The sequence below is a fragment of the Bradyrhizobium sp. 132 genome (assembly GCF_023074185.1).
Classification (GTDB): domain Bacteria; phylum Pseudomonadota; class Alphaproteobacteria; order Rhizobiales; family Xanthobacteraceae; genus Bradyrhizobium.
Genome location: NZ_JADPKY010000106.1, coordinates 139,747 through 158,812 on the forward strand (window position 1 = coordinate 139,747; position 19,066 = coordinate 158,812).

18 protein-coding genes and 1 pseudogene are annotated in these 19,066 nt (G+C 62.9%); 11 read left to right on the forward strand and 8 right to left on the reverse strand.

All coding sequences use genetic code 11. The features are described from left to right. Window position 1: 1 nt before the first annotated feature. The 5 genes from IVA74_RS22295 to IVA74_RS22315 form a co-directional block, all read right to left on the reverse strand. Complete coding sequence (locus IVA74_RS22295; RefSeq protein ID WP_247348104.1) at window positions 2–709, reverse strand: ABC transporter ATP-binding protein; 708 nt, start codon at window positions 707–709, stop codon at window positions 2–4. Beyond that, entirely contained in the window at window positions 696–2,468 is a 1,773-nt protein-coding gene (locus IVA74_RS22300) for a branched-chain amino acid ABC transporter ATP-binding protein/permease (protein WP_247348292.1), read from the reverse strand. The genes IVA74_RS22295 and IVA74_RS22300 overlap by 14 nt, the downstream gene beginning before the upstream one ends. A gap of 2 nt (window positions 2,469–2,470) precedes the next feature. Then, window positions 2,471–3,406, reverse strand: coding sequence for a branched-chain amino acid ABC transporter permease (locus tag IVA74_RS22305; protein WP_247348106.1), 936 nt, complete (start codon window positions 3,404–3,406; stop codon window positions 2,471–2,473). 112 nt (window positions 3,407–3,518) lie between these two features. Continuing rightward, complete coding sequence (locus IVA74_RS22310; protein WP_247348108.1) at window positions 3,519–4,913, reverse strand: MmgE/PrpD family protein; 1,395 nt, start codon at window positions 4,911–4,913, stop codon at window positions 3,519–3,521. 31 nt (window positions 4,914–4,944) lie between these two features. Beyond that, entirely contained in the window at window positions 4,945–5,838 is an 894-nt protein-coding gene (locus IVA74_RS22315; RefSeq protein WP_247348109.1) for an NAD(P)-dependent oxidoreductase, read from the reverse strand. A 250-nt stretch (window positions 5,839–6,088) separates the two neighbouring features. On the opposite strand from IVA74_RS22315, the gene IVA74_RS22320 reads away from it, so the two are divergent. From IVA74_RS22320 to IVA74_RS22370, 11 genes are all read left to right on the forward strand, one after another. Then, complete coding sequence (locus IVA74_RS22320) at window positions 6,089–7,441, forward strand: MmgE/PrpD family protein (protein WP_247348111.1); 1,353 nt, start codon at window positions 6,089–6,091, stop codon at window positions 7,439–7,441. Between the two features lie 28 nt (window positions 7,442–7,469). Beyond that, on the forward strand, window positions 7,470–7,856 hold the full coding sequence (locus IVA74_RS22325) for a carboxymuconolactone decarboxylase family protein (RefSeq protein ID WP_247348113.1): 387 nt from the start codon (window positions 7,470–7,472) through the stop codon (window positions 7,854–7,856). Between the two features lie 21 nt (window positions 7,857–7,877). Beyond that, window positions 7,878–8,714 carry an N-acyl homoserine lactonase family protein gene (locus IVA74_RS22330; protein ID WP_247348115.1) on the forward strand — a complete coding sequence of 279 codons (837 nt, stop codon included), beginning with the start codon at window positions 7,878–7,880 and terminating at the stop codon, window positions 8,712–8,714. An 85-nt stretch (window positions 8,715–8,799) separates the two neighbouring features. Continuing rightward, complete coding sequence (locus IVA74_RS22335; protein ID WP_247348117.1) at window positions 8,800–9,507, forward strand: GntR family transcriptional regulator; 708 nt, start codon at window positions 8,800–8,802, stop codon at window positions 9,505–9,507. A gap of 52 nt (window positions 9,508–9,559) precedes the next feature. Then, window positions 9,560–10,525, forward strand: a complete 966-nt coding sequence (locus IVA74_RS22340) for an ABC transporter substrate-binding protein (protein WP_247348119.1) — start codon at window positions 9,560–9,562, stop codon at window positions 10,523–10,525. A gap of 2 nt (window positions 10,526–10,527) precedes the next feature. Then, on the forward strand, window positions 10,528–11,283 hold the full coding sequence (locus IVA74_RS22345) for an ABC transporter permease (protein WP_247348121.1): 756 nt from the start codon (window positions 10,528–10,530) through the stop codon (window positions 11,281–11,283). Next, a complete protein-coding gene (locus IVA74_RS22350; RefSeq protein WP_247348293.1) occupies window positions 11,262–12,068 on the forward strand; it encodes an ABC transporter ATP-binding protein in 807 nt (268 codons plus the stop codon). The genes IVA74_RS22345 and IVA74_RS22350 overlap by 22 nt, the downstream gene beginning before the upstream one ends. Before the next feature lie 20 nt (window positions 12,069–12,088). Further along, on the forward strand, window positions 12,089–12,898 hold the full coding sequence (locus tag IVA74_RS22355; protein WP_247348123.1) for an ABC transporter permease: 810 nt from the start codon (window positions 12,089–12,091) through the stop codon (window positions 12,896–12,898). 9 nt (window positions 12,899–12,907) lie between these two features. Continuing rightward, window positions 12,908–13,567: a polysaccharide deacetylase family protein gene (locus IVA74_RS22360; RefSeq protein WP_247348125.1), complete on the forward strand. Its 660-nt coding sequence runs from the start codon at window positions 12,908–12,910 to the stop codon at window positions 13,565–13,567. Between the two features lie 3 nt (window positions 13,568–13,570). After that, on the forward strand, window positions 13,571–14,440 hold the full coding sequence (locus IVA74_RS22365) for a fumarylacetoacetate hydrolase family protein (RefSeq protein WP_247348127.1): 870 nt from the start codon (window positions 13,571–13,573) through the stop codon (window positions 14,438–14,440). Window positions 14,441–14,474: 34 nt separating this feature from the next. Then, window positions 14,475–15,518: a uroporphyrinogen decarboxylase family protein gene (locus tag IVA74_RS22370; RefSeq protein WP_247348129.1), complete on the forward strand. Its 1,044-nt coding sequence runs from the start codon at window positions 14,475–14,477 to the stop codon at window positions 15,516–15,518. 180 nt (window positions 15,519–15,698) lie between these two features. On the opposite strand, the gene IVA74_RS22375 is transcribed toward IVA74_RS22370, so the two are convergent. The 3 genes and pseudogenes from IVA74_RS22375 to IVA74_RS22385 all read right to left on the reverse strand — a co-directional run bounded on the left by IVA74_RS22375 (window position 15,699) and on the right by IVA74_RS22385 (window position 18,874). Then, window positions 15,699–16,088, reverse strand: a complete 390-nt coding sequence (locus IVA74_RS22375) for a response regulator (protein ID WP_247348131.1) — start codon at window positions 16,086–16,088, stop codon at window positions 15,699–15,701. Beyond that, window positions 16,085–16,963: pseudogene (locus tag IVA74_RS41220) on the reverse strand (ATP-binding protein); the annotation flags it as partial. The gene IVA74_RS22375 and the pseudogene IVA74_RS41220, both read right to left, overlap by 4 nt. 717 nt (window positions 16,964–17,680) lie before the next feature. Beyond that, window positions 17,681–18,874 (reverse strand): FIST N-terminal domain-containing protein, encoded by a 1,194-nt coding sequence (locus IVA74_RS22385; RefSeq protein WP_247348135.1) that lies wholly within the window; start codon window positions 18,872–18,874, stop codon window positions 17,681–17,683. Window positions 18,875–19,066: the final 192 nt, after the last annotated feature.

Genomic DNA, 19,066 nt, shown 5'->3' on the forward strand with positions numbered 1-19,066 from the left:
GTCACATACCGAGATAGGCTTTGCGTACGCGGTCGTCGGCGCGCAGCGTGTCGTTGTTGCCTTCGAGCACGACGTGTCCGGCTTCGAGGACGTAGCCGTGATCTGCTGACTCCAGCGCTTCCGCGACGCGCTGCTCGACCAGCAGCATGGTCAGCCCGGACTGACGCCGGATCTCGATCAGGCGCTCGAAGATGAAGTCCGCAGTCGACGGCGCGAGCCCCATTGAGGGCTCGTCGAGCATCAGCAGCTTCGGTGAAGAGGCGAGGCCGCGGCCGATCGCGAGCATCTGCTGCTGGCCACCGGACATCGTGCCCGCAAACTGATTGCGGCGTTCCTTCAGCACCGGCAGCCATTCGAAGATGCGCTCGATATTGGCCTGCCAGTCGCGCCGGCCGCTCTCTGTCATCGCGCCCATTTCCAGATTCTCCATCACGGTCAGCGACGGGAAGACCTGGCGGCCCTCGGGAACATGGGCGATGCCGAGATGGGCGCGCTGCGGCGGCGGCACCGCGAGCAGATCGACGCCGTCGAATGAGATAGCCCCGCCGCTTGGCTTCACGATACCGGAAATTGTCTTGAACAGCGTGGTCTTGCCGGCGCCGTTGGGCCCGACGATCGCAACGAACTGGCCTGCACCGACATTGATCGACACGTCGTTCAGGACGGGTTTTGCGGAGTAGCCCGCGCTCAATCCCTCAATTCGCAGCATGGCCCGCCCACTTTTTGCCGAGATAGGCCTCGATCACGCGGCTGTCGCGCGTCACCACCTCCGGCAGGCCCTCGGTGATGACGGCGCCGTGGTCGAGCACGAGGAATCTGTCGACCAGCCGGACCATCGCCTGCATGGTGTGCTCGATGATGGCGATGGTCATGCCGTCGCGTGCAAGCTGCTGGATCACGGCGACGACCTCGTCCGCCTCGCCGTGACCGAGGCCGGCCAGCGTCTCGTCGAGCAGCAGGATGCGTGGCTGGCCGGCAATCGCGCGCGCAAGCTCCATCAGCCGCAGCTCCTTGGTCGAAAGTTCACCGGCGACACGATCGGCCACCGCAGAAAGCCCCACGCGGGCAACCGCGTCGGCGGCAAGCTTGCGCGCCTCCCCGTCGGAGCGCGCACGCACATAGGCGCCCACCACGACATTGTCGAGGATCGACATGCGCAGGAACGGCCGCATGACCTGAAAGGTGCGGCCGATGCCGGCCTCGCAGATTGTGTGCGGCCGCTGGCCGGACATGTTGCGGCCGTCGATCAGGACCTCGCCCTGGTTCGGCTTCAGGAAGCCGTTGAGGAGATTGAACAGCGTGGTCTTGCCGGCACCGTTGGGGCCGATGATGCCGAGGATCTCGTTCTTGTGCAGCTTGAAGCTGACATCCTGCACGGCCTTGAGGCCGCCGAAGGAGCGCGAGAGGTTGCGAACCTCAAGCACGACCTCGCCGGTCGCGGCGCGCTGTTGCGAGCCGGGCTTCAGTGTCGTCACTTTGGCGGCGGTCGCTTCCGGAGCGTCGTTGACCGTTGCTTTGGACACATCCCGTTTGCGCAAGAGATCGCGCAGTTTCCAAAAGAGGCCTTCCGGTGCCAACAGGATCACGCAGACAATGGCAAGGCCGAAGATGACGCCCTGGATGCCGGGGATGCGCGCACCGGCCTCCGCGTGCAGGATTTCGGCGAGCGGGATCAGAATGACCGACCCGATGACCGGACCCCAGACCGTGCCGACGCCGCCGAACATCACGACCGTGAGCGCCTGCGCGGACACCAGCATGCCGAACACGGAGGCCGGGGTCACGACCAGCAGAACCTGCGCGTAGAACCCGCCGATGGCAGCCGCGATTGCGCCGCTGAGCGTGATCGCGCGGAGCTTCCAGGCCAGCGTATCGATTCCGGCCGCTTCGGCCGCAGCCTCGTTCTGCTTGATCGCGAGCAGCGCCATGCCGAAGCGCGAGCGCTCGATCACCTGCGTCAGCACGATGGTGGCAAGCATGATCGCGAGCCCCAGCAACGTGTAGAGGCGAGGGTCGGCGAACTGCATATAGGCGATCGGAGCGTCACGCTTGATCGGGAGCGTCACCTCCTGGAATCCGAGCCACTCGAACACATAGAGAATGGCGAGTGGGTAGGCGAGCATCGCCAGGGCGAAGTAGTGGCCCTGCAGGCGGAAGGTCGGAAATCCGATCAGGAGCCCGGCGATGCCGCCGAGCATGGCGGCGACCGGAATCAGCAGCCACGGCGAGATATCGAAATAGATCTGCCCGAGCGCGGTGGCATAGGCGCCGATCCCGAAGAAGGCGGCGTGGCCGAACGAGATCAGTCCGGTGTAGCCGCTGAGCAGGTTCCAGGACAGCCCGAATACCGCCCACACCGGCACCAGGGTCAGGATGAGCTGGTAATAGGAGTTCGTGACGCCGAGCGAGACCACGGCATAGGCGATCGTGAACAGCAGGGGAGGAAGGAAGGAGCGCATCCGGAGCATGGTCACGTCCTCTCGACCATGCGCCCGAAGAAGCCTTGCGGGCGAAAGAAGATGATAAGGAGAAAGACGGCGAAGATCGCTGCGTTCTGCAATTGCGTCGGCAGGATGAGCGTCGACATCTGCTGCACGAGGCCGATCGTCATCCCGCCCCAGAAGGCGCCGATGATGCTGCCCATGCCGCCGAGCACGACACCGGCATACATGACGATGACGTATTCGAGGCCGACGAAGGGGTGGAACGGATAGTTGGTTGCGAGCAGGCCGCCGGCGATCGCGGTGATGCCGCAGCCCAGTGCAAAGGCGGTGCGGTGGGCGCGGTCGACGTCGATGCCCATATAGGTCGCGGCGGTCGGATTGTCGGCGGCGGCACGGAGTGACTTGCCGATCCGCGTGCGCGCGATCAATAGCGAGAGCAGCGTCATGATCGCCAGCGAAACGATCGCGTCGATGCTGCGCGCCTTGTTGAGGAAGATGCTCATATCGAAGTAGGGGCCGAGCTCCCAGGCCGTGCTCGACAGCGGCGTGCGGATCGAGGCCAGCACGGATCCGAACACGATGAGGCCGCCGTTCTGCAGGATCAGCGCGATGCCGAGCGTGAGGATCAGCTGGGCGTAATGGCCTTCGCCCTCGAGCGAGGCGGTGCGCGTGCCTGAGACGTGCGAGATCAGGGCCAGATGGACGAAATAGCCGAACACGGCAAGCACGGGCCCGGCGAGCAGGATCGCGACGAACGGCCCGACGGTATTGCCGAACAGCGTCTGGATCCCGGCGGCGGTGAAGAGATAGAAGGCGACATACATGCCGAGCATCATGAAATCGCCGTGGGCGAAGTTGATGACCCGCATGACGCCGAAGATCAGGCCGAGCCCGACACACATCAGGCCGTAGACGGCACCGATCAGAAGGCCTGCGGCGAGCGCTTGAAAGAATCCCTCCATCAACCCGGCCTCCGCGCGGCGCCTGCGCCGGCCTGCTGACGATCATGCGCCGATGGTGCTAATAGACTGGTCTCCAAGTCGACCATGTTTCCCCCGTACTCTCCGGCACTTCTTATGATGCCGATCGTAAAACCCGTTCCGGTGCGTCCAGACGGCACTGTGCTGCGATGGCACCGGCATTGCCGAGCTGTTCGCAGTCGTCGATGAGTTGCTCCAGCCGGTGTGCGCGGTCCTCGCCGAGGGCGCGGCTGGCGGCGGCGCGAAAACGCGCGCGAATATCGGAGGGTGTGGCGGCAATGACATCGGGCAACGCGTGCCGGATCGTCCGGCCGCTGCGCAGATGCACGGTCACATCCGCGCCCTGCTTGCCGGGGAAGGCAGCGGTGAAGCCGGCATCGGCCTTGAGGTCCGTGACCGAAACCAGGCGGATGATGTCGGCATCGTCGAGCCCGCCATAATTATCTTCCGCGATCTCGCCCCGCGCCAGCGTCGCGGCGACGCTGAACGGAATGCTCATCTTGGCCTGAAGCGCGTTGCGGTAGGGCCCTGTGGAGTCGCAGCCGGGATAGCGAACGGCGGCATCGGGCGCGCGAATGACGACGCGGTCGATCTCGTCGGCGCCGGCGAGCTCGCGCGACACGCGAAGCGCCGCCTGTGCGGCGGTCTGCGCGAAATTGCAGGCCGGGACCGGCTTGTTGTAGACGGCCATGATCTCGCTCTCGCCATTCGGGAATAGCGCGACGCTGTCGGGCGCGGCCTGGCGGCGATATGCGGCGAACAAGCCGGCTTCACCTTCGAGAATCGTTTCCGAGCCGAAAGCGCCCGCTGCGGCAAGGCCAATCGCCTTAATTGCGTTACTGGCGGCGAAGCCCGGATGAAAATACATGTCCGAGCCGCCGGCATGTGGCCACTCGTTCAGTCCGCTCGACGTATTGGCCGCGATCGCGATGGCGCTGGTCGCGGCGTCTTCGGAAAGGCCAAGCGCGAAACTTCCCGCCAGCGCCGCGCCGATCGGTGCAACCAGCCCGGTCGGCCGATACAAGCGCGCGAGATCTGAGCTGACGAGCGCGCGGCCGATCCGCGCACCGGTCTCGTACCCGATGATGGCAGCTGTCAGCAGTCGGCCCCCGTGCAGCGGCGTCTGTTCCGACAGCGCGAGAAGGGTCGGCCAGATCACGACGCCGTGGTGCGCGATGCTGGCCGCATGCATGTCTTCACGGACGAGACCATGTCCCATCACGGCATTGGCGAAGGCTGCGTCGGCCGGCGAGGAGGGTTGCGGTCGTCCGACGATCGTCGCGCTGCCACCGGCATTCGCGATTGAAACAGCCTGACGGCTCCAGGGATGATGGCCCGCCTCGAAGGCGCAGGACAAGAAGTCGAGCAGGCAAATCTTCGCCTTGGCGACGACTTCGGACCCGAAATCTCCGAGGTCGAGCGCAATCACGCGCCGCGCCATCTGGCGCGCGAGCGATATCTTGCCTGATACGGTCGGGCCGATCGTCATCGCAGTCGCTCTCCCCGAGGGTTTTGCGCGATCAGCCACGCATCTCGACGCCGGCCCACTCCTCGAGCACCTTGGCGATCGAGGTGAAATCGGACGACGCGCCGTATTTGGCGTTGGTGATCGCGAGCATCTGCCGCACCACCGCGCCGCAGACCATCGGCACACCCATGGCCTCGGCTTCGTCCACGCACAGCCGGACATCCTTGTAGGAGAGGCCGGTGGTGAAGCCGAAATCGAAGGTGCCGGGCAGCACCGCGCGGGGGAATTTGTCTTCGGAGGCGCTGTTGCGGCCGCTGCTGGCATTGATGATGTCGATCAGCACCTTTGCGTTGACGCCGCCTTTGACGCCCATCGCGACTGCTTCCGACGTGATCACCAGCGCCGCGGCCGCCATCAGATTGTTGGCGAGCTTGGCCGTCTGCGCCACGCCGGGCTTGTCGCCGGTGTAGAACAGCTTGCCGAAATTCTTCAGGATTGGCTGAACGATGTCGTAGGTCGCCTGCGGGCACGACACCATCACGGCCAGCGTGCCGTTGACGGCGCCCTTGATGCCACCGCTCACGGGCGCATCGACGAGTTGCATTCCTTTGGCCTTGAGGCCTTCAGCGACGAACTTCGCCGTGCCGGGACCGGAGGTCGAGAGATCAATCACGATCTTCGCACGATTGCCGCTGCCGATGCCGTCCTGTCCGAGCGTGACGGCCTTGACGATGTCGGGTGTCGGCAGACTGGCGAGCACGATGTCGGCGCGCGAGGCGACGTCGGCTGGCGACTTTGCGAGTAGCGCGCCGCGCTTGACCAGCGGCTGGGTCGCCTCGACTTGCGTGTCGTAGATGACGAGCGAATAGCCCGCGTCCATCAATCGCCCCGCCATGGGGCCGCCCATGCGGCCCGTGCCGATCACGCCGAGAATCTCTCCCGCCATCGTCTACTCCCTGTCGCGCGATCCCGTGACGGGCGCGCCTTCTTGATATTCTGGTCAAACGTTTTCGCCGGTCGGCCTTTTCTGCCGCCGTCGTCGTGGCAGCGGGATCCCGCGCCAGCGGGCCGGATTGTTATGTTTGTCAGACAAGCTGTCAAGCATAACATTTGGGGTCGACAGTTTGCCGAGGATCGGCATAAGGTCCGGGAAAACGAGGAAGACGCCCCGCGTGCCGCAAGTTTCAACTTCGAGTGTGAGCAAGACGCTCGCCGATTTCGTCGCGTCCTCGTCATGGGCGGACGTCGAGGCGCAAAGCCACGAAGCGCGGCGATCGATCCTCAATTTCTTTGCGACAGCGCTCGGCTCCGCACGCGATCCCGTCGTCATGGCCGCGATGCGCACGTTGTCGCCGTTCAGCGGCGTCGCCACATCGACAATCATCGGTCACTCGGAGCCGATGGACGCGCTGTGCGCCTCGTTTCTCAATGCCGTCTCGGCCAATCTGCTCGACTTCGACGACACGCATCCCGAGACGATCATTCATCCGGCCGCGCCGGTTGCCGCTCCCGTGCTCGCGCTCGCGGAGACGCGCAAGGTGTCGGGCCAGGAGGTGTTGACGGCCTTCATCCTCGGCGTGGATGTCGAGTGCCGCATCGGCAATTCGGTGTCGCCGCGCCACTACGCGCGCGGCTGGCACATCACCTCAACCTGCGGGATTTTTGGCGCGGCCGCCGCTTGCGCGAAGCTATTGGGGCTGCCGGCGGAAGGGATTGCGAACGCCATCGGACTCGCGGCGAGCCAGTCGGCCGGCAATGTCGAGAACCTGCCGAGCGCCGCCAAGAACGTCAGCGTCGGCAACGCGGCACGCAACGGATTGTTCGCCGCATTGCTTGCGCAGCAGGGTTATGAGGCCGCGCCGCGCGCGATCGAAGGTCCGCTCGGCTGGGCGCGCACCATGGGAGATGAGCCCGATCTCGCCCGCCTGCTCGAGGGTCTCGGCAAGACCTGGGAGATCGCGAAGAATACCTACAAGCCCTATCCGGCCGGCATCGTGTTCCATTCGGTGATCGATGCATGCCTCCTTATGCGCGGGAAAATCGGCCGACGGATCGACCAGATCGAGTCGGTAACGGTGCAGGGCTCGGCGCTGCTGCTTGCGCGGGGCGACCGCCCTGTCAACAACGAGCGTGATGCGCGCGTCAGTATCCATCATTGCGTTGCCTGCGGATTACTGCTCGGCACGGCCGGCGTTGTCGAATTTGCACGTGAAACTGTGGCCCGGCCCGATATCGCGCAGCTGCGACAAAAGGTGAGGGCGGAGCTGGACGGTGAGATGCCCGATGGCGCGGCGCGGGTCATCTTGCGTCTGTCATCCGGCGAGGTCCTCACCGAGACTGTCATCACGCCGCGCGGCAGCCAGGCCGCGCCGCTTGCAGATAGCGACATTGAAGAAAAGCTGCGCGAAGGCGTGCGCACTGGTCGGAGCGACTGGGATGCGGACCGCGTTATCGACGCAGTCTGGCTCCTCGATAAGGCGGATAACGTCGGCAATCTCCTGCAATCGCTGCGATCGCCGTCGGCGTCGCGCCAGACAACTTCCAACTAGAATCTCTCAAGACCTGAAAGGGACGATCATGAGCAAGACCGAACTGTTCGAAAAGGGCCTCAAAGTTCGCAAGGAAGTGCTCGGCGAGGACTACGTCAACAAGTCGATTGCCGGGGCCGACGAGTTCACGCGCACGATGGCGGAATGGTCGACCGAGTTCTGCTGGGGCGCGTTGTGGACCCGGCCCGGCGTCGACCGGCGCACGCGCTCGATCGTCAATCTGGCAATGCTTGGCGCGCTGAACCGCCCGCACGAGCTGAAGCTGCATGTGAAGGGCGCCCTGAAGAACGGGCTGACCAAGGAGGAGATCAAGGAGATCCTGCTGCAGGTCGCCGTCTATTGCGGCGTTCCCGCCGGCATCGACGCCTTCCGCAATGCGCGCGAGGCCTTCAACGAGGTCGATGCAAAGCCCTGAGCACGGATTATGTGAGTTATCATGGCTGATCCGGAATACGAGCTGTTCGCCATCCGCTATGCAACGCGCGATGCGCAACGGAGCGAGCACTTCATCGGCGGCGATCCGCATGACGGGCCGATGCCGATGGACTATTTCATGTGGTTGGCGAGGGGAGGCGATCGCACCTTCGTCATCGACACCGGGTTCAACGCTGAAATTGCGAGGCAGCGCGGGCGAACATTCCTGCGCTGCCCGGTAGAGACGCTTCGCGCGTTCGATGTCGACGTCGCCGACGTCAAGGACGTGATCCTCACGCATCTGCACTACGACCACGCCGGCAATTTCGACCGGTTTCCGAACGCGCGGTTTCATCTTCAGGAGCGCGAACTCGCCTACGCCACCGGGCGCTATATGCAATATCCGAGGCTGTCGCATTCCTTCGAGGTCGAGGATGTCTGCGGGATCGTGCGGCTGAACTATGCGCGCCGGGCGCTGTTCTACGATGGCGACGCCGAGATTGCGCCCGGACTGACGGTTCATGCGGCCGGCGGGCATTCCGCCGGTCTCCAGTTCGTCCGCGTCAACACACGCCGCGGCCCTGTCGTGCTCGCCTCCGACGTCAGCCATTTCTACGAGAACATGACGAGCGAGCGTCCGTTCACGACGGCTTTTCACGTCGGCGACATGCTGGTGGGTTTTGACAAGCTGCGGGTCGCGGCGTCCGACGCGGCCCACATCGTTCCCGGTCATGATCCGCTCGTGATGAAGCTCTATCCCGCGCCAAGCCCGGATCTGGATGGCGTTGCGGTCCGTCTCGATGTGGCGCCATCCCAAGCCATTCAGTCCCAGGGCGTTCAGCGGGGCGGCGTAACCTAGGCTAGAAAAAATCGATTTTCGATTTTATATTGACCCGCGCGCGCCGGCTTGCAATCATCCCAACATGGGTCCGCTTCAGTTCCATATGTCCGGAAGCCCCGGGGATGGTCCGCGCAGCCTGACGTCGGCGCTGCATGAGCGCTTGCGCGCCGATATTCTGGCGACGCGGCTGCTGCCGGGGCAGAAACTGCATATCGCCGGGCTCGCCAAGCAGTTTTTCGTGAGCCTCGCCGCCGTGCGCGAGGCGCTATCGCGTCTGGTCGCCGACGGGCTCGTGCAGGCGTCCGACCAGCGTGGCTTCCGCGTGAGTCCGGTGTCGCTTGCCGATCTCGCCGACGTGACGCAGACCCGGATCGATATCGAGGGGCTTGCGCTCCGCCGCTCGATCGAGCGCGGCGATGAGGCCTGGCTCGCCTCGGTGAAATCGGCGTGGGCGGATCTGAAGGCCGTTCCTTATCACTATCCCGACGATCCGACGGTGCACTACGAGGAATGGGTAATCCGTCATCGGATCTTCCATCGCGCGCTGGTCAACGCGTGCGGCTCGCCATGGCTGCTCGGCTTCCGCGACGTGCTGCATGAGCAGAGCGAGCGCTATCGCCGGCTTTCGATTCGCAGGGAGGTCGGTGGCAAACCGCGCAACGTCGAAGCCGAACACAAGACGATTGTCGCTGCCGTGGTGAAGCGCGATGCGGATGCGGCAGTTCGCGCCTTGTCAAAGCACTTCGGCACCACCAAAGATTTTGTCGAGCTCGCCGCCTCGCGCATTGCGGAGGTAAGCCGCGCGACCTGACGATCCGGAGAAAATCCGGCAAACAAAAACAGAGACCGGGAGGAAACCAACAATGAAGATCAATCGCCGTCACGCGTTTATGTCGCTCGTCGCCGCCGCAATTCTTGCCGGTCCTGCGAGCGCCGCCGACACCATTCGTGTTGGTCTGCCGACGAAAACCTACTGGCCGACGACGATCGCCGAGACAGCTGTGCGGCAGAAGCTGTTCGAGAAGGAAGGCATCCAGGCCGAGCTGACCATCTACCGCAGCGGTGCGGAGACGTTCGAAGGAATGGCTGCGGGCGCAGCCGACATCATCCTCGATCCGCCCTCGCTGGTTTCCGCCGGGCGCAAGAAGGGGGTGATGTCACGGATCGTGGCCAATGCCGCGATGGGCAATTTCGGCTGGCAATTGATGGTCCCGACCAAGTCGACCATCGACGTCAAGGACCTCAACGGCAGGAAGGTGGCGATCACCGCGGCCGGATCCGGCTCCGATTTGCTCGCGCTGTGGACCATCCAGGACAAGAAGATCGATTTCACCCGCGTTCCCGTCGGCGGCGGCGGCCTCGTGCCGAACCTCCTCGCGGGCAACGTCGAGGCTGCCGTGGTCTATTCGCCGCTCAGCTTCCAGATCTCGAAATCTGGCGAGGCCAGGGCCATCCTCGACTATGCGACCGCCGTACCGCCGAACCTGACCGCCGGCTGGATCGTGCTCGACAAGCTCGCCGACGCAAAGCCGCAGCTGGTGCAGAAGGCGGTGAACGCCCTGTACGGCGCGGTCGCGTTCATGCGGGCCAATCGCGATGTCACGGTCAAGCTGATCGCCGAGCTCTATGAAATGCCGCCGGAGATCGCGAGCCTCGAGTACGACAACACGATCATGAAGCTCGAGACCAGCGGCGACATGGGCGCGGTCAATGTGAACGCGGCCGTGCAGCTGTCGCTGGATCTCGCCAAGCTCGGCGGGCTCAAGGATATCGTGCCGGTCGAGGACGTGATCTCGACCAAGTTCAAGCCGATCCCGACCAAGCAATAGCGATGCAGAGCACGCTCGCCATCAACCTGGTGCGGATCGCGATCATCATCGCGATCCTGGCGCTGTGGGAGGTGCTGCCGCGCACCGGCATCGTCAATCCGCGCCTGCTGCCGTCGGCGTCCGATACGTTCGCGACGCTCGGCGATCTCCTGCAGCGCGCGGCCGTGCAGAAGGATCTGATGGTGACCGCGACCGAAGTGCTGGCCGCGTTCGCGCTCGCCGTGCCCTTCGGCGCAGTGATCGGGTTCCTGGTCGCGGAGAACCGCTACTTTGTCGACGTGGCCAAGCCGCTGCTGTTCTTCGCGTTCAGCATTCCGAAGTCGATCTTCCTGCCGATGTTCATCCTGGTGTTCGGCGTCGGCTTCGCGCAGAAGGTCGGTTTCGGCTTTTTCTCCACGATCTTCATCGTGATCATGTCGACCACGACGGCGGTGGAGTCGGTCAAGGTCGAGCATCTCACGGTGGCGCGCTCCTATGGCGCCACGCCGATCCAGACCGCGTTCCGGGTCTATCTGCCGAGCATGCTGCCGGTGCTGCTGGAGGCCTTGCGGATCTCCATGATCTTCAACCTGACCGGCGTGATTTTGGCCGAGATGTACGCCTCGCGCGACGGCATCGGCCACCAGATCGCGACCTGGGGTGAGAATTTCCAGATGAAGCAGCTCCTCGCCGGCGTCGTGATGGTCGCCGCGATCGCCATGACCTTCAACGAACTAGTCAGATGGGTGAAAACGCGATGCAGCCATTGGCGAACGTGACCCCGTTGAAGCCTCCCGCGCGCGCCGGCGCGATCGAGGTGAAGAATGTCGGCCAGGTGTTCAAGACCAGGTCGCAGGACGTCGTCGCGCTGGAGGACGTCTCGCTGGAGGTCAAGCCCGGCCGCTTCGTCGTGCTGGTCGGTCCGAGCGGCTGCGGCAAGTCCACCCTTCTGATGATGATGGCTGGGCTGCGCCAGCAGACCTCGGGCACGATCACCATCAGCGGCGCGCCGATCCCGGAGCCGGACCCCGACAGGGTCGGCGTGGTGTTCCAGGAGGCGAGCCTGTTTCCCTGGCTGACGGCAGAGGACAATGTCGAGTTTCCGTTGGCACTGCGCGGCGTGCCCAAGGCGGAACGGCGCACCAAGGCGCAGGATGCGCTCAAGCTGGTCGGCCTCGACGGCTTCGGAAAGCGCCATCCGCATGAGCTCTCGGGCGGCATGAAGCAGCGCGTCTCGATCGCGCGCGGGCTGGTGCAGGACCCGCCGGTGCTGCTGATGGACGAGCCGTTCGCCGCGCTCGACGAGCAGACGCGCATGACCATGGGCGACGAGTTGCTGCGTATCTGGGCGGCGACCGGAAAGACCGTCGTGTTCGTCACGCACAGCCTCACCGAAGCCGTCTATCTCGCCGACGAGGTGATCGTGATGTCGGCGCGGCCCGGCCGCATCGTCGACCATCTCCAGGTCCAGCTGCCGCGGCCCCGCACCTACGAGATGCTGAGCGGCGACGCTTTCGGAGCGCTGCGCGACCGCATCTGGCGGCACATCCGCAAATCGGCGTGAGGCGGGAGATGAGCGCCAAGATGACCGCGAAGATAAGCGCGAAGACGCTGCGATATCTGATCGTGATCGGCCTGATTGCACTATGGGAGCTGCTGCCGCGCACCGGTCTTATTCCCGAGCTGTTCCTGCCGTCCCTGTCGTCAACGCTGATCGCTGGATGGAGCGACGCTGCCGAATACGGTCATGCGCTGGCGGTGACGCTCTACGAAGTCGTGGTCTCCATGGCGTTCGCCTGTGGCGGCGGCATCCTGCTCGGCGCCGTCGTCGGCAGCCTGCCGCGCCCCCGCGTCCTGATCATGCCGATGGTATCGAGCCTCTACGCGGTGCCGCTCGTGATCCTCTATCCCGTCTTCACCGTGTGGCTCGGCATCGGCTCGGAGTCAAAGATCGCGTTCGCCTCGATCTACGGTTTCCTGCCGACGATGCTCGCGACCGCGGCCGGCATCCAGACCATCGATCCGCAGCTCCTGCTCGCGGCGCGCAGCATGGGGGCGACGCTGACACAGCGGCTGGTTCGCGTCATCATCCCTGCGGCAATCCCGACCGTGCTGTCGGGCTTGCGCGTCGGCGGTGCGCTTGTGATCGTCGGCGTCGTGGTCTCGGAGATGCTGATCTCCTCGGCCGGCATCGGCTATCTGATCTCGCGCTACCGCACGATCCTCGACAGTCCGCACGTGTTCGCGGGTGTGCTGCTCGTGCTGTTCATGGCGATCGCCTTCAACGCCGCGATCCGGTGGATCGAGCGCAAGGCGGCGATCTGGCAGACCGGCACGCGCGCAGGTCAGGCCAATGACGAGATCGCGTCGGGCGCGATGCAGCCGGCGACCTGAGGTTTTAGCGTGTACGATCTGACCCTGACATTCGACAACGGCCCCGATCCCGACGTGACGCCGCGCGTGCTCGACATTCTCGGCGAGCGCGGGATCAAGACCACCTTCTTCGTCATCGGTGAGAAACTCGCCGACCCCGCGCGGCACGGCCTTGCGGTGCGAGCACACGGGGAGGGGCACTGGATCGGCAATCACACGTTTACGCACACCATTCCGCTCGGTGAGCAGCCGGACCGGGACACTGGGGAGAACGAAATCGGCCGCACGCAAGGAGCGATCGGCGATCTCGCGCATCCGCAGCGCTGGTTCCGGCCTTTCGGTGGCGGCGGCAATCTGGACATGCGGCTTTTGAAGCCGTCCGTCGTCGATTATCTCACCCGCAACAAGCACAGCTGCGTGCTGTGGAATGCGATCCCGCGCGACTGGGACGATCCCGACGGTTGGACCGAGCGCGCACTTGACCAATGCAACCGGCAGCCCTGGACGCTAATGGTGCTGCACGATCTGCCGACCGGCGCGATGGACCATCTCGAGCGCTTTCTTGACCGCGCCGAAGCGGCCGGCGGTCGCTTCCGCCAGGATTTCCCGCCGCAATGCGTTCCGATCCGCAGCGGCGAGATTGCACTTCCGATCAACGATTATGTTTCCTCCATCGAAGAGAGTGTTTGACCCATGAAAGTCGCAAGTTTCACGATCGCCGGCACCGCCAGCTACGGCATTGTCACCGACAAGGGCGTCATCGATGCCGGCAGGCGGCTGGCGGCATTTGCGACGCTGAAGACGCTGCTTGCGAAGGGCTCGCTCGGCGAACTGAAAAAGCTTGCCGGCGAGACGCCCGACTACGCGCTGAAGGATGTCGCACTGCTGCCGACCGTGCCCGATCCCGACAAGATATTCTGCATCGGCGTCAACTATGCCACCCATCTGGCCGAGAGCGGCCATCCTACCCCGCCACACCCGATGATCTTCACCCGCTTCGCCAACAGCCAGGTCGGGCATGGCCAGCCGATGATCCGGCCGCTGGAATCCGAGCGCTTTGATTATGAAGGCGAGATGGCGGTCGTCATCGGCAAGGCCGGTCGCCGCATCTCGCGCGAAGCCGCGCTTGGCCATGTCGCCGGCTATGCCTGCTACAATGACGGCAGCATCCGCGACTGGCAGCGCCACACCTCTCAATTCGCACCCGGCAAGAACTTTGCCGGCACCGGCGGCTTCGGGCCCTGGATGGTCACAACCGACGAATTGGCCGATGTCACCAAGCAGACACTGATCACGCGGCTGAACGGTATCGAGGTGCAGAAGGCCCCGATCTCCGATCTCGTCTTCGACGTTCCCGCCCTGATCGCCTACTGCTCGACCTTCACCGAACTCGCGCCGGGCGATGTCATTGTCACCGGCACGACCGGCGGCGTCGGCGCCTATCGCACCCCGCCGCTGTGGATGAAGGGCGGCGACGTCGTGGAGATCGAGATTTCTGGCATCGGCATCTTGCGCAATCCGGTCAAGGACGAGGTGCCGGCCACGGCGACGCGCGCGGCCTGACAGCCGCGCTCGGCAACATAAGAAGGAGAACCCCATGCCCTTGCCAACGCACATCTTGCCGACCACTGTGGTCGGCAGCTATCCGCAGCCGGAATGGCTGGTGAACCGCGCCATGCTGTCGAAGGTGGTGCCGCGCACTCGCCTGCACGACATGTGGCGGCTACCGGCGGAACATCTTGAGGAGGCGCAGGACGATGCGACCATCGTCGCGATCCGCGACATGGAGCGCGCCGGCATCGACATCGTGACCGATGGCGAAATCCGCCGCGAGAGCTACTCCAACCGCTTCGCCACGGCGCTCGACGGTATCGACGGGGATAATCCCGCGATGATCACGGCACGCACTGGCAACACTCAGACCCCGGTGCCGCGCGTCGTCGGGCCGGTGAAACGCAAGGGACCGGTTGAGCTGCACGACATGCAGTTCCTGCGCAGGAATACCGATCGTGCAGCGAAGATCACCCTGCCGGGTCCGTTCACGATGAGCCAGCAGGCCAAGAACGAGTTTTACAAGGACGAGGAAGAGCTCGCGATGGCCTTGGCCGAGGCCGTCAATGCCGAGGCGCTCGATCTGCAAAGAGCAGGCGCTGATGTGATCCAGCTCGACGAGCCCTGGGTGCGCAACAATCCGGATCTCGCCAAGCGCTACGCGGTCAAGGCCATCAACCGTGCGCTGAAGGGCATCACGGTGCCGACCGTCGTGCATCTCTGCTTCGGCTACGCCGCGGTCGTGCCCGGCTCGAACAAGCCGGCCGGCTATTCCTTCCTCGCCGAGCTTGACGACACGACCGCCGACCAGATCTCGATCGAAGCCGCGCAGCCGAAGCTCGACCTCGGTGTGCTCAAGGACCTCTCGTCGAAGAAGATCATGCTCGGCGTGCTCGACCTCGCCGATCCCGCGATCGAGAGCGTCGATACCGTGGCCGATCGCATTCGCAACGGCCTGAAGTACGTATCGCCGGATCGCCTGGTTCCTGCGCCCGATTGCGGCATGAAATACATGCCGCGCGCAACTGCGTTCGGGAAGCTCAAGGCCATGTGCGATGCAGCAGCGATGGTCAGGCGAGAGCTAGGCTGAAAGGGCGCGCGTCAGAGTTAGTTAATGCGCCAAACCGCAGCGACTTTGAAAAATCGGCAGAACGATGTGAATGTTGGAATGCGTCGTCAGGGACACTTCAGTTCGCGCCTCTTTCGAGCCGAGGGGCGGACTCAATTGATCCACCAACTGGCGGAGCAAGTGCGACCGAGCGAAATCAAACTACCGCCCAGAGGTCAAACGACAATCTATTTCGCTGCGGAGCGCAGAAAAATCAATTGGTTTCGTCAACAAGGTCTCTGCACCCGCTGCCATGGCTCTTCGTCGGGTGTCGCCATCACCGTAGGCAGTGATCATGATCACCGGGACATCCGGCCTTGACGCTTTCGCTTTGGGTAGAAGTTCAAGGCCGCTCATTCCGGGCATATTGACGTCCGACAAAATCAGGATCAAAGGCACGGTATTGGCATCACTGATTTTCTGAAGCGCGCTATCTCCCGAAGTAGCGAATTCCATTGTAAAGCGGCCGGAACGGATGTCGCGCCTGAATTGCTGGCGAAACAGGTCTTCGACGTCGGGTTCATCATCGACCACGAGTATAAGACAAGTCACGAATGAGTCTCAGCGTTGCTGGCATGGGCGGAGCGTGGAAGGACCACTCGAAATTCAGTGAACTGGCCGGCTTGAGTGTCGACCTCAATCGAGCCGGCGTGTTGCTTGACAACGATATCGTAGCTTAGCGAAAGCCCGAGACCGGTGCCTTCTCCGGGCGGCTTGGTCGTGAAGAATGGGTTGAACATTTTCTCCATCACTTCGGACGGAATTCCCGAGCCATTGTCGCGAATTCGAATTTCGACGCGGTTCCCCAGATTTCTGGTTGCTGCAGTAAGCTGAGGCTCGTAATCATCGCGGCCATCGTCTGCCTTACGTTTCCTCGCAGCATAAAATCCGTTGTTGATCAGGTTCAGTAGCACGCGGGTGATCTCCTGGGGTACCAGCTCGGCCTCTCCTGCGCCGGGATCGAATTTCTGGTCGAGCCTGATATAAAACCCCTGCTCCTCGGCCCGGGCACCGTGATAGGCAAGGTTGAGACTCTCCTCAACCAGGGTATTGATATCAACCGCGCGCCGCTCACCTGAATCATCGCGCGAGTGCATCAGCATATTCTTGACGATCGAGTCTGCGCGCTTGCCGTGCCGCACCACCTTTTCGAGGTTACTTTTAAGAAGCCTTGCGATTTCATCCGTTTCCTGGCGCATCATATCGTTCAATGGCGCTGGTTTGAGAACCTCGCCCAGTTCGTCGACCAACCCCTGCGAGAGTGCGGAAAAATTATTGATAAAATTGAGCGGGTTCTTGATTTCGTGGGCGATGCCGGCGGTGAGTTGGCCTAGCGAAGCGAGCTTTTCGGTTTGGATTAGCCGATCCTGCGCGGCGCGCAGTTCGTCTAGCGAGTGCGACAGCTCCCGCGTTCGTTCACGGACTTTTTCTTCGAGAGACTGCCGCTCCCGATCAAGCGCCTGGTAGAAGCTCGCGTTGTTGATCGCGGTAGAAGTCTGGCTAACTAAGTTGGCCAGCTCGAGCAGGACCTCGCCGTCTTGGACGACCCGGCGCTGGTAATGCGCCTGCGCCGCTGTATTTCCCGCGACTAGCAGGCGGATGGGGTTGTTCGGTTCCCCGCCCAAAGGCGAGACGATGTACTCGTCCATACCGAAGAGACGCCGCAGCGACGTCAGCTCGCTGCGGCGGCAATCGGGCAAACACAGTACCCGCTCCACACCGTCATCAAGTGGTGCGAGCGCCAGCGAGGCGGCGGGGAGAACCAGCCTGGCAATGCTGGGACTCTCGGCGTCGTCATAGTATCCATCCATCGTCTCGATGGAGAACACGTTCGCGCCGGGCTGCTTAAAAAGAATGAGGCAGCGCTCGAAGTTGAGTTCGTATAAAGCGAATTCTGAGGCAAGCTGCAGGATCGTGGCGAGGTCGACGGTTGTATTGAATTTCTTACCAAGTTCGTAGAGCTGACGATACGCGCTCATCTGGCCGTCGAGATGCTCTTGGACTTCGTAGAGCTGACTCTCAGTCGTCACCAGGCGCTTGACCTCATCCGAAAGGCGCTGGTTTTCAACGCGAAGGCGGTCGATCTCGCTCATGCTACCGATCTTTCCACAGGACGCGGAGTAGCGGTGCTGACATTGGCTAACTCAGTAAACTGCTAATACTACGGCGGTGTAGTTGTGGAAATAGTCGCGCCCTCCTATCGGCCCAATTTCTCCATAGGTGTAGAGGCCTATCCATGGCACCGTGGGCCCAATTTTTTGCTGAAGCTTTTCCAGTATTTGGCCTTTTTGCTGGTCGCGGAAAACGGCTTTGCCGCGGCCTATGCAGTCGAACTGAAACACCATCTTCGGTGCGTTATTGCCTAATGTTGACTTGATTTCTTCGCCAATGCGGTCGACGCCGGCCGATATCTTCTCGTGGTCGCGCCGGCTCATCCAGATGCTCGTACCTTCTTCGACCTCGGTCGGAATTGTGATTGACCCCGCCTTGTCATCTTTTGTCGGCATGAAGCGGATCAAATAGTCGTCGTAACCCTTGATCTGTTCGGGCGCCTTGAATGCCATGCAGAGACTGAGGACCGCCTTGCTCCAATTGTCGATTTCGTCACCGACCAGATATTCCTTGAGCACATCGAGGACTGGCATGCCGTCGATCTCGTAAATGACGTTGCCGGAGCAGCGGGTCACCTTGCGTTCGCCGCCGATCGGAAGGCAGCCGTGGTTAACCGCCCAGGCAAGCCGAGCTGATCCGGACAGCAGAATGCAGGCGATACCATCGGATGTGATTTGATCGTCGCAATATTGATAGGTTTGTTTAAATTCCATGTTGTCGGCCGACGTACCCCCAAACAGGGGCAGGTGACGATCAAGCTGCAATTCACTCTTGAGGCCTGCGGCGAATCGGTCGAAATTCAGGGTCAGCCCGTCGCCAAGCATGATCAGCCCAAGCGTGTCAGGCTGCATCTCGCAAGCCAGGCTCTGAGCGATGGTCCTTCCCGCGGCTTCCGAATCCGCCTTGAGGCCGGAGGCGATTGCGTTCTTGAATTTCAATTCGTCGGAGCTGATGGTCATCACGGCCACCGAGAAGTTCGACTCGTCGGCTTCGATACCTGCGATGACTCCCCCGCCAGACCCGCCGGCGAGCGGAGCACCACCGGTGGCTACGCGAACGGCGTCCAGGAGTGCGCGCTGTTCATATCCGACGGAAGCAAACATAAAGACGAAGTCGGGCCGGTCGATCCCGGCCGCCGTCAATGCTCTCTCGGCGGCCTCGCGCCCGGCCACCTTCGGATTTCGATGATGACTCATCCCAACACCGGCATTCGTACCCATCGGCATGACCTTTCATCGCGAGCGAACCGGACGCCTGTCCCCAGCAGAGTTGCTTAGCTCTATGAGAGATTGCCGATAGGGCGACGACAACAGCGGCAAAGAACGATGAGCACGGCATCCTCAGGCTAGTCGGGGAACCAACGGCTGCCTATGCTAATCCGGCAAAACGCACGCCTTGCCTTATTTTGAGAACGGTGT

What these genes read in the sequence shown, in the direction of transcription:
- IVA74_RS22295 (WP_247348104.1), bottom strand. Translation starts at nt 709, where the DNA reads ATGCTGCGAATTGAGGGATTGAGCGCGGGCTACTCCGCAAAACCCGTC.
- IVA74_RS22300 (WP_247348292.1), bottom strand. Translation starts at nt 2,468, where the DNA reads ATGCTCCGGATGCGCTCCTTCCTTCCTCCCCTGCTGTTCACGATCGCC.
- IVA74_RS22305 (WP_247348106.1), bottom strand. Translation starts at nt 3,406, where the DNA reads ATGGAGGGATTCTTTCAAGCGCTCGCCGCAGGCCTTCTGATCGGTGCC.
- IVA74_RS22310 (WP_247348108.1), bottom strand. Translation starts at nt 4,913, where the DNA reads ATGACGATCGGCCCGACCGTATCAGGCAAGATATCGCTCGCGCGCCAG.
- IVA74_RS22315 (WP_247348109.1), bottom strand. Translation starts at nt 5,838, where the DNA reads ATGGCGGGAGAGATTCTCGGCGTGATCGGCACGGGCCGCATGGGCGGC.
- IVA74_RS22325 (WP_247348113.1), top strand. Translation starts at nt 7,470, where the DNA reads ATGAGCAAGACCGAACTGTTCGAAAAGGGCCTCAAAGTTCGCAAGGAA.
- IVA74_RS22330 (WP_247348115.1), top strand. Translation starts at nt 7,878, where the DNA reads ATGGCTGATCCGGAATACGAGCTGTTCGCCATCCGCTATGCAACGCGC.
- IVA74_RS22335 (WP_247348117.1), top strand. Translation starts at nt 8,800, where the DNA reads ATGTCCGGAAGCCCCGGGGATGGTCCGCGCAGCCTGACGTCGGCGCTG.
- IVA74_RS22340 (WP_247348119.1), top strand. Translation starts at nt 9,560, where the DNA reads ATGAAGATCAATCGCCGTCACGCGTTTATGTCGCTCGTCGCCGCCGCA.
- IVA74_RS22345 (WP_247348121.1), top strand. Translation starts at nt 10,528, where the DNA reads ATGCAGAGCACGCTCGCCATCAACCTGGTGCGGATCGCGATCATCATC.
- IVA74_RS22350 (WP_247348293.1), top strand. Translation starts at nt 11,262, where the DNA reads ATGCAGCCATTGGCGAACGTGACCCCGTTGAAGCCTCCCGCGCGCGCC.
- IVA74_RS22355 (WP_247348123.1), top strand. Translation starts at nt 12,089, where the DNA reads ATGACCGCGAAGATAAGCGCGAAGACGCTGCGATATCTGATCGTGATC.
- IVA74_RS22365 (WP_247348127.1), top strand. Translation starts at nt 13,571, where the DNA reads ATGAAAGTCGCAAGTTTCACGATCGCCGGCACCGCCAGCTACGGCATT.
- IVA74_RS22370 (WP_247348129.1), top strand. Translation starts at nt 14,475, where the DNA reads ATGCCCTTGCCAACGCACATCTTGCCGACCACTGTGGTCGGCAGCTAT.
- IVA74_RS22385 (WP_247348135.1), bottom strand. Translation starts at nt 18,874, where the DNA reads ATGCCGATGGGTACGAATGCCGGTGTTGGGATGAGTCATCATCGAAAT.